Origin of the sequence: Sphingosinicella sp., from assembly GCF_013911755.1 — a bacterium.
Taxonomy (GTDB): domain Bacteria; phylum Pseudomonadota; class Alphaproteobacteria; order Sphingomonadales; family Sphingomonadaceae; genus Sphingosinicella.
Genome location: NZ_JACESP010000047.1, coordinates 1 through 6,141 on the forward strand (window position 1 = coordinate 1; position 6,141 = coordinate 6,141).

Genomic DNA, 6,141 nt, shown 5'->3' on the forward strand with positions numbered 1-6,141 from the left:
GGGGATGCGCGACACCGCGGCGCGCCACTATCTGCATGAGACCGGCCGCTCCTGGGTGCCCGCGACCGGCAACCGCATCTCGCTCGGCACGACCGCTGCGATCGTCGATGGCCGGGCCTATTTGCAGGCGCGGCGCGAGCGGGTGCGCGATGCCAATATGGTCCATGGCACGCCCGTGGTCTTCGCCGGCGGGCGCCTTCGCTTCGCCAGCGACGACGAGGCCAAGCAGTTTGCCGACAATCTGCTGCGGACCCTCAAGGCCGTGCGCGAGCGTGTGGGCGACATGTATCTCGTCCATGGCGGCGACATGAAGGGCATCGAGCGTCTTGCAGCATCCTGGGCCGAGCAGAACGGCATCCAGCAGCTGCGGTTCGGCCTTGATCGCAAGCTTGGCGATCGTGCCGGCTTCCGGCGCAACGAGCAGATGCTCTCGGTCAAGCCGCGCTACGTCATCGCCTTCCAGGGCAACGGCGTCACCGAAAGGCTGGTGATCGAGGCCAAGGCGCGCGGCATCCATGTCGTCGATCGCCGCGGACCGCTCGGAACGCCGCCGGCGGCTTTATCCCGCGGCTGACCGCCGTGCCGGCCGCTTCGGCGGCCGGCTTTTCTCAATCTCACGAATGCCGGTGCCGGAGGGGAGGGGGCGGGGTGGATGCGTCCCTTGTTCCCTTCGGAGGTTCCGCATCATGTTCATGCCCGATCGCGCCAGTGCGTGCGCGCTCCTTGCCTTCCGCGCCGCGCATGGCCGCCACTGGAAGGCGAAGCTGCTGTCGTTATGGTCAACGGGCAGCGATGTGGACGAAGCCGATGGCGCTTACTTACGGCATTTGCGCAACCAGGCCGGTCCCTCCTGGCTCCGCCAGCTGACGCCGCGCCGCTGGCGCGCGATCGAAAGATTGGCGGCGCCCGGCGATCCGGTGCTTGTAGCCGTGTTTCTTGATCGTGCGCGCGAATTTCATCGCGGCGCGCAGATTGGCGCGCCTATTGCGCTTGCGCCGGCACTGCACTTGCTCGCGATCTCCTGCGAACTGGGTTTGAAGGCGCATCTTTTGGGTCATGGCTGGACGGACGATGCGCTGGCCCGCGATATCCGTCATGACCTTGTCCGCGCCCTCGACGAGGCGCGGCAGCTAGGCCTGCCGGCGCCCGGTCGTCCGCTGGCCGATTTCATCAAGAGCCTCGGCCCGGCCTATGCGGTGCATCGGATCGACGCGCTGGTGGCAGGTGGCTATGCCTGCGACATCGGCGCCGTGCTTTGCGAGACCGGGCAGCTCCTCGATGCCGTGGCGGCCTGCCTGAGGCCAGCCACGCCAGGCGCCGCCACCTTGCGTACCTCCTCTTCCCCCTCCGCGTGATCGTGCAACGGACGTCGTGTCGAGCCCGCGAGTGGCCATGCGAAGGATCTACAATCCCGTCCTGCGGCTCAAGGGACGGGCAGATAAGGCACGGGCGTAAGGTCCGCGAGATGCCGGACCGGCGAGCTCAGCAAAGCCGGCAATATCGGCGGTTTCGATGGGTGGGCTCCGGTCATGGCCCAAGCGACGCACCGTCCTTCTCCTCATCTGACCCCTAAGCCGGCCGTCCGGCCCATCCAACCCGCAAGCCATCGGGCCGAGTTGCCGTGTGCCACGGCTGCCCGCACCACCCCTTGTCTCGGGGTTCCCCGGCGCTGCGCTGCCGGTGGATGGGCCGTCCTGTCCGCCTTGGCCGGGGATCAGTCGAAGGGACGGTCCCTTGGACCCACATCGAAGGAACTCAGGCCATGCAGAACCTCGTCATCCTCGCCGGCAATGTCGGTGGCACGCCGGAAACCCGCACCACCCAGGGCGGCACCCGCATTACCCATTTCAGCCTCGCCACCTCGCGCCCGAAGCGCGACAGCAACGGCAAGATCCTGCGCGACGACAACAATCGCCGCCTCGAGGACACCGAATGGCACCGGATCACCTGCTTCAACGGCGTCGGCAAGACGGTCGAGCAATATGTCGACAAGGGTATGAAGGTCATGGTCCGGGGCCGTATCCACTACACCCGCTGGACCGACAGCGAGAATATCGAACGCTACGGCGTCGAGATCATCGCCGACGAGGTGACCTTCCTCACCCGCGCCAAGTCCAACGAGAATAGCGGCGGCGGCAACGAGCCCGAAGACGATGAAATCCCCTTCTGAGCTCGGACAGGGCGGCCCGGCGGCATCGCCGCCGGGCCTCTTATCCTGTTCAGGCGCGGCATGGTCCCAAGCGGATCAGCGGGATCGGCATCGCCCCTTGGCATAGCGCTCCCAGCGCAGCACGGTGCCGGTCGCAATCATCGCGCAGCTGAGATCGCCGATGCCGGGCGCGTTGCACCAGGCGCCGGTCCGGTTGCCCTTGGCTTCGCCGGTCGAGACGCAGCGCATGGTGGGGCCAGCCACGCGAATATGCCCGGTGGATGTCTGGCCGCGCGGTCCGCCAAGCAGGCGCACCAACGCATCGCGGGCGGCCGGGCCACTTGCTCTCGGACAGGGCTGGCCGGGGCGGCAGCTGTTGTCGATCTCGCGCGCGGCAATGCCGGCGAGCCGCACATGGGCGCCCTCGCGGCACCAGATCGGGCCATCGCCATCCCAGACGCGCGTCGGTGTGCAGGCGAAGGTCTGACCATTGGGGACCACGGCGGCGGCAAGCAGGAGCGGGAACAGCATCCGGCGGGGCTAACCGACAAGCGGCGGCCTGTCATCCGGACCCCGTTGGATGGAGCGGCAGGCAGGGCAAGGGGTGGGGCGCGACATCGGCGGGGACCTGGCCTCCTGGCCGGCGGGTTCGCCCGCTCTCAATCGGCGCGATCCTTGGTCCACCCGGTGACCTTTTGCGATCAACCCGCAAGGGGTCCGGTCGCTTCGCTACGGCTTTTTGGGCCTACAGCCGAAAAAGTGATCGCGGCCACCGGCCGGACACATCGGGCGCCTGTCGAGCGGGACGAACCCGCCGGCGCGCAAAGGAGCCTCGACATGTTCACCGACATCGCAATCGCACGCCGCCATGCCTTCAGCCTCTCGCGCAGCCTCATGGTGGTCACCTTCGTCATCGCGATCGGGCAGCATTATGGTGTCATCACCGCCGAAGACGCCGACGGCAGCGTCGCCATCGTCACCGAATTCGATCCCTTTGCCTGACGGCTCGTCCGGGAGCCGCTCGGCTCCCGGTTATTCCCCTCGCTTCGCTCGCGGCTTGCGCCGACGACGAGAACCGATTGTTCAGATGCCGCGACTATGCTGTGATAATGACGATTGAGGCTGAGATAGCGAATGCCCGCGATGATGCCCTGTGGGCGCGTATCACCCAGGAGGTGAACGCCTGGCGCGGTGCCTGTCTGCAATGCTTCGCCTCGGTGGAGGTGGCCGTTACCGAGACTTTGCTGCATCTGAGCGCTCAGCCGGGACGAGGACAGTCGGTGAAGCTGCGGCATTTGGTCGGGCAACGGCTCGATGACCTTGCTGCACTCGTCAATGAGGGCGGCCCCTTTTCCGTGGAGGGAAAGGGTGTCGCGAGCCTGCTGGCGGAATTTCGGCACCAGGAAGGGCTGCGCACGATGCTCGCCCATGGCCAGGCGAAGCTGACAGTCGAACGGACCAGTCGATGGGCCGCCATCTTTCGTGTGATCGCGATCCGGGCACGGCAGGCTGATCGTTCGACGCTCGTGATCGAAGAGAACGAGGCGGCGGAGAGGCTTCAGCAGCTCCGTAAGGTATCGCAGAAATTGTGTTCTGCACTTGGCAATCTGCGACGGGCGGTTGCCGTCTGAAAGTCGGATTTCTCTGCATCTATGCCCTGAGAATGGCGGCTCCGGCGCGGCCGGACCGGGCTCTAGGCTTCGCCCTGAGCCTTGTGCCAAGTCTCAGCCCATTCGGGTGACGATCCCTGCCGTGGCTGCTCGCACTCTTCAACCCTGCGCGCAAACGATGGCCCGGCCGGTCGCGCCGCGCGCTGGAGGGCAGTTGGCCAGGCCTGCGCGCAGGTGCTCATCGTGCAGCAATATGTGCCAGGGACGGTCATGGCCGCGCGCCGCGAGATAATAGGCCGCGCCGTCGCAGCCGACCATGCGGCATCGGGCCTGCCGGTCGATGAGGCTGGCGCCTGCTCCATGGAGCCCGATCAGGGCATCGACATCCTCGCGCATCAACCCGCCGCAGCGGCGGCATTGCGATCGGACGAGGATCTGGCGCAGCCGCATCGCCTGGAGTGACGCGGTCCAGGCCGGGGCAAGGCGGAAGAGAGTGGCGCTGCTCGTCATAATGAGCGGAGGATAGCGCCGGGCTCTCCGCGGAGCCAGAGGATCGGGACACCGCGATCATCTCTTCGCGATCCCGCCCGCCAAGACCTTCCTCCTGTCGGCTTGCCTGGCCGGCGCGCGCGCCCGCGCAAGCCCGCTTTGCGGGCTTCTCCACTGCCGTTGCGACCCTGCCGGTGCGCGGCCGCGCTCTGCCGCCGGCCCTTGGCACGCCTGTCGGAAGGCCCCGGCGGGCGGGGCCGGACAGATCAGGAGCGTTCTCATGTCCCAATCCTCCCCGAATGCGATGAGCCAGGCCGAGCGGATCGCCCGCGTCGCCGAACTCAATGACGCGCTTCGCCGGTCCATCCATAGCCCGGGCCGCAACCAGATCGTGATGACTGCGGGCGTTGCGGCGCTGATCGGCGACGTCGCCCTGTTCCGCGGCTTTCGCCGCCGCGCGGAGATCCTCCGGATCGTGCGCGACTATGACAGCTTCACGCCCGACAACGATCCGATCGACGAGCATGATTTCGGCCGCTTCGAGTTCGAGGATGCGATCCTCTACTGGAAGATCGACTATTACGATCTCGAGCTCGCCTATGGCTCGCCGGATGCCGCGAACCCCGAGGTCACGACGCGCGTGCTCACTATCCTGCTGGCCGACGAATATTGATCCGGCGCAGCCATCCCCCCGACCGGGGGGATGGCCCGCATAGTCTGCTTGAGCAGACTATGCGGGCAACGGACGCCGCATCCGCAAATGCGGGAGGGGAGGGCGCGGGTCCGAGATGTCGCGCGATTGCGCGTGGCCGGCGCCAGTGGCGCCGTTCGCTTGCCCGTTCACTGGCTCCAAGGAGACTTATCATGGCCGCATATTTCGCCGCGCATCCCGATCACGCGTTTCTCTTCGCGTTCGGCTGCTTCGCCCTCACCGTCTATCTGTTCCGCTATGTCGGTCCCGGCATTGGCGGTGGCGGCGACTGGTCCTCGCGCGATCATTATGAGCGCAACCTGCGCGATGGTCCGGACGACTATTGCTGAGGTGCCGCGGTCATGAAGACGATCGTGGTCAGCCTGCTCAAGGGCGGGGTCGGCAAGACCTTCCTCGCCACCCATCTCGCCTGGTATCTCGCCGAACCGCCTGAGCGCCGCGTCGCCTTCGTCGATCTCGATCCCCAGGGCAGCTCGACGCGGCGCCTGGGCGGCGAGCGGCAGGGCGGGTTTTCCGCCGACCTGTTCGATCCTGCCGCTGCCCTGTGCGCCGACGGGCAGGCCGGGCTAACCGTGCTCGGCGCCGATCCCCGCCTGCAGATGGTCAAGGCGGCGCAGGATGTGCGCGACTTCATCGGCCGCTTCCCGGCGCTCCGCCCGCATTTCGACTATTGCGTTATCGATACCGGTCCCAAGTGGGACGAGCTCACCTTGAGCGCGATGGCGGTCGCCGATGCCGTGATCGCGCCGGTGCAGGTTGCCGAGGATTCGGTCGAATGCGCCAAGATGCTGCTGACCGCGCTGCGCAAGGCCGAGGCCGCGCGCGCCGGCCGCAAGATCGCTTTCCTCGGGCTCCTCCCCTCGATGGTCAATCCGTTCGACCGGCGCGAGATGGAGAATGCGGTGAAGCTGGCGCATGCGGTCGGCGAGAAGCTCATGTTCCCGGCCTTCATCAAGGCGCGGCCGACCTACAAGCATGCCGCGGAAAATCATCGTCCGGTATGGCAGGAGAACGGCAGCGGCGCCAAGGCGGCGGCCGAGGAGATCCGCGCGGTGCTCGCCGAGATCGAGCGGCGCATGACAAGCCAGGAGGTCGTGGCCGCCTGATGGGCAAGTTCGACGAGCGCATCGAGGAGTTCGGACTTCTTGTCGGCGACCATGAACGGGCGCGCCGGGTCGAGG

At 67.0% G+C, this 6,141-nt stretch carries 10 protein-coding genes; 9 read left to right on the forward strand and 1 reads right to left on the reverse strand.

The window, feature by feature from the left end; all coding sequences use genetic code 11:
- The 3 genes from H2052_RS17770 to H2052_RS17780 all read left to right on the forward strand — a co-directional run.
- Positions 1-574, forward strand: a 574-nt coding sequence (locus H2052_RS17770; RefSeq protein WP_293784949.1) for a DUF2493 domain-containing protein, incomplete at its 5' end; no start/stop codon positions are given.
- A 118-nt stretch (positions 575-692) separates the two neighbouring features.
- Entirely contained in the window at positions 693-1,355 is a 663-nt protein-coding gene (locus H2052_RS17775) for a hypothetical protein (RefSeq protein WP_293784952.1), read from the forward strand.
- Positions 1,356-1,762: 407 nt separating this feature from the next.
- Complete coding sequence (locus H2052_RS17780) at positions 1,763-2,170, forward strand: single-stranded DNA-binding protein (protein WP_007688067.1); 408 nt, start codon at positions 1,763-1,765, stop codon at positions 2,168-2,170.
- Between the two features lie 75 nt (positions 2,171-2,245).
- Here H2052_RS17780 and H2052_RS17785 read toward each other — a convergent pair whose 3' ends face one another.
- Positions 2,246-2,680, reverse strand: coding sequence for a hypothetical protein (locus H2052_RS17785; protein WP_013039038.1), 435 nt, complete (start codon positions 2,678-2,680; stop codon positions 2,246-2,248).
- 306 nt (positions 2,681-2,986) lie between these two features.
- Between H2052_RS17785 and H2052_RS17790 the strand changes: the two genes are divergently transcribed.
- From H2052_RS17790 to H2052_RS17815, 6 genes are all read left to right on the forward strand, one after another.
- Positions 2,987-3,151, forward strand: a complete 165-nt coding sequence (locus tag H2052_RS17790) for a hypothetical protein (RefSeq protein WP_013849896.1) — start codon at positions 2,987-2,989, stop codon at positions 3,149-3,151.
- A gap of 107 nt (positions 3,152-3,258) precedes the next feature.
- Complete coding sequence (locus tag H2052_RS17795; protein ID WP_013849897.1) at positions 3,259-3,780, forward strand: hypothetical protein; 522 nt, start codon at positions 3,259-3,261, stop codon at positions 3,778-3,780.
- 249 nt (positions 3,781-4,029) lie between these two features.
- Complete coding sequence (locus H2052_RS17800) at positions 4,030-4,221, forward strand: hypothetical protein (RefSeq protein WP_013849898.1); 192 nt, start codon at positions 4,030-4,032, stop codon at positions 4,219-4,221.
- Between the two features lie 307 nt (positions 4,222-4,528).
- Positions 4,529-4,921, forward strand: coding sequence for a DUF3768 domain-containing protein (locus H2052_RS17805; RefSeq protein ID WP_007688057.1), 393 nt, complete (start codon positions 4,529-4,531; stop codon positions 4,919-4,921).
- Positions 4,922-5,112: 191 nt separating this feature from the next.
- Positions 5,113-5,289, forward strand: a complete 177-nt coding sequence (locus tag H2052_RS17810) for a hypothetical protein (protein ID WP_013039042.1) — start codon at positions 5,113-5,115, stop codon at positions 5,287-5,289.
- A gap of 12 nt (positions 5,290-5,301) precedes the next feature.
- A complete protein-coding gene (locus H2052_RS17815; protein ID WP_293784986.1) occupies positions 5,302-6,066 on the forward strand; it encodes a ParA family protein in 765 nt (254 codons plus the stop codon).
- The last annotated feature ends 75 nt before the right edge of the window (positions 6,067-6,141 follow it).

Coding starts and splice junctions, on each gene's coding strand:
- H2052_RS17785 (WP_013039038.1), bottom strand. CDS start 2,680: ATGCTGTTCCCGCTCCTGCTTGCCGCCGCCGTGGTCCCCAATGGTCAG.
- H2052_RS17800 (WP_013849898.1), top strand. CDS start 4,030: ATGGCCGCGCGCCGCGAGATAATAGGCCGCGCCGTCGCAGCCGACCAT.
- H2052_RS17780 (WP_007688067.1), top strand. CDS start 1,763: ATGCAGAACCTCGTCATCCTCGCCGGCAATGTCGGTGGCACGCCGGAA.
- H2052_RS17810 (WP_013039042.1), top strand. CDS start 5,113: ATGGCCGCATATTTCGCCGCGCATCCCGATCACGCGTTTCTCTTCGCG.
- H2052_RS17790 (WP_013849896.1), top strand. CDS start 2,987: ATGTTCACCGACATCGCAATCGCACGCCGCCATGCCTTCAGCCTCTCG.
- H2052_RS17795 (WP_013849897.1), top strand. CDS start 3,259: ATGACGATTGAGGCTGAGATAGCGAATGCCCGCGATGATGCCCTGTGG.
- H2052_RS17815 (WP_293784986.1), top strand. CDS start 5,302: ATGAAGACGATCGTGGTCAGCCTGCTCAAGGGCGGGGTCGGCAAGACC.
- H2052_RS17775 (WP_293784952.1), top strand. CDS start 693: ATGCCCGATCGCGCCAGTGCGTGCGCGCTCCTTGCCTTCCGCGCCGCG.
- H2052_RS17805 (WP_007688057.1), top strand. CDS start 4,529: ATGTCCCAATCCTCCCCGAATGCGATGAGCCAGGCCGAGCGGATCGCC.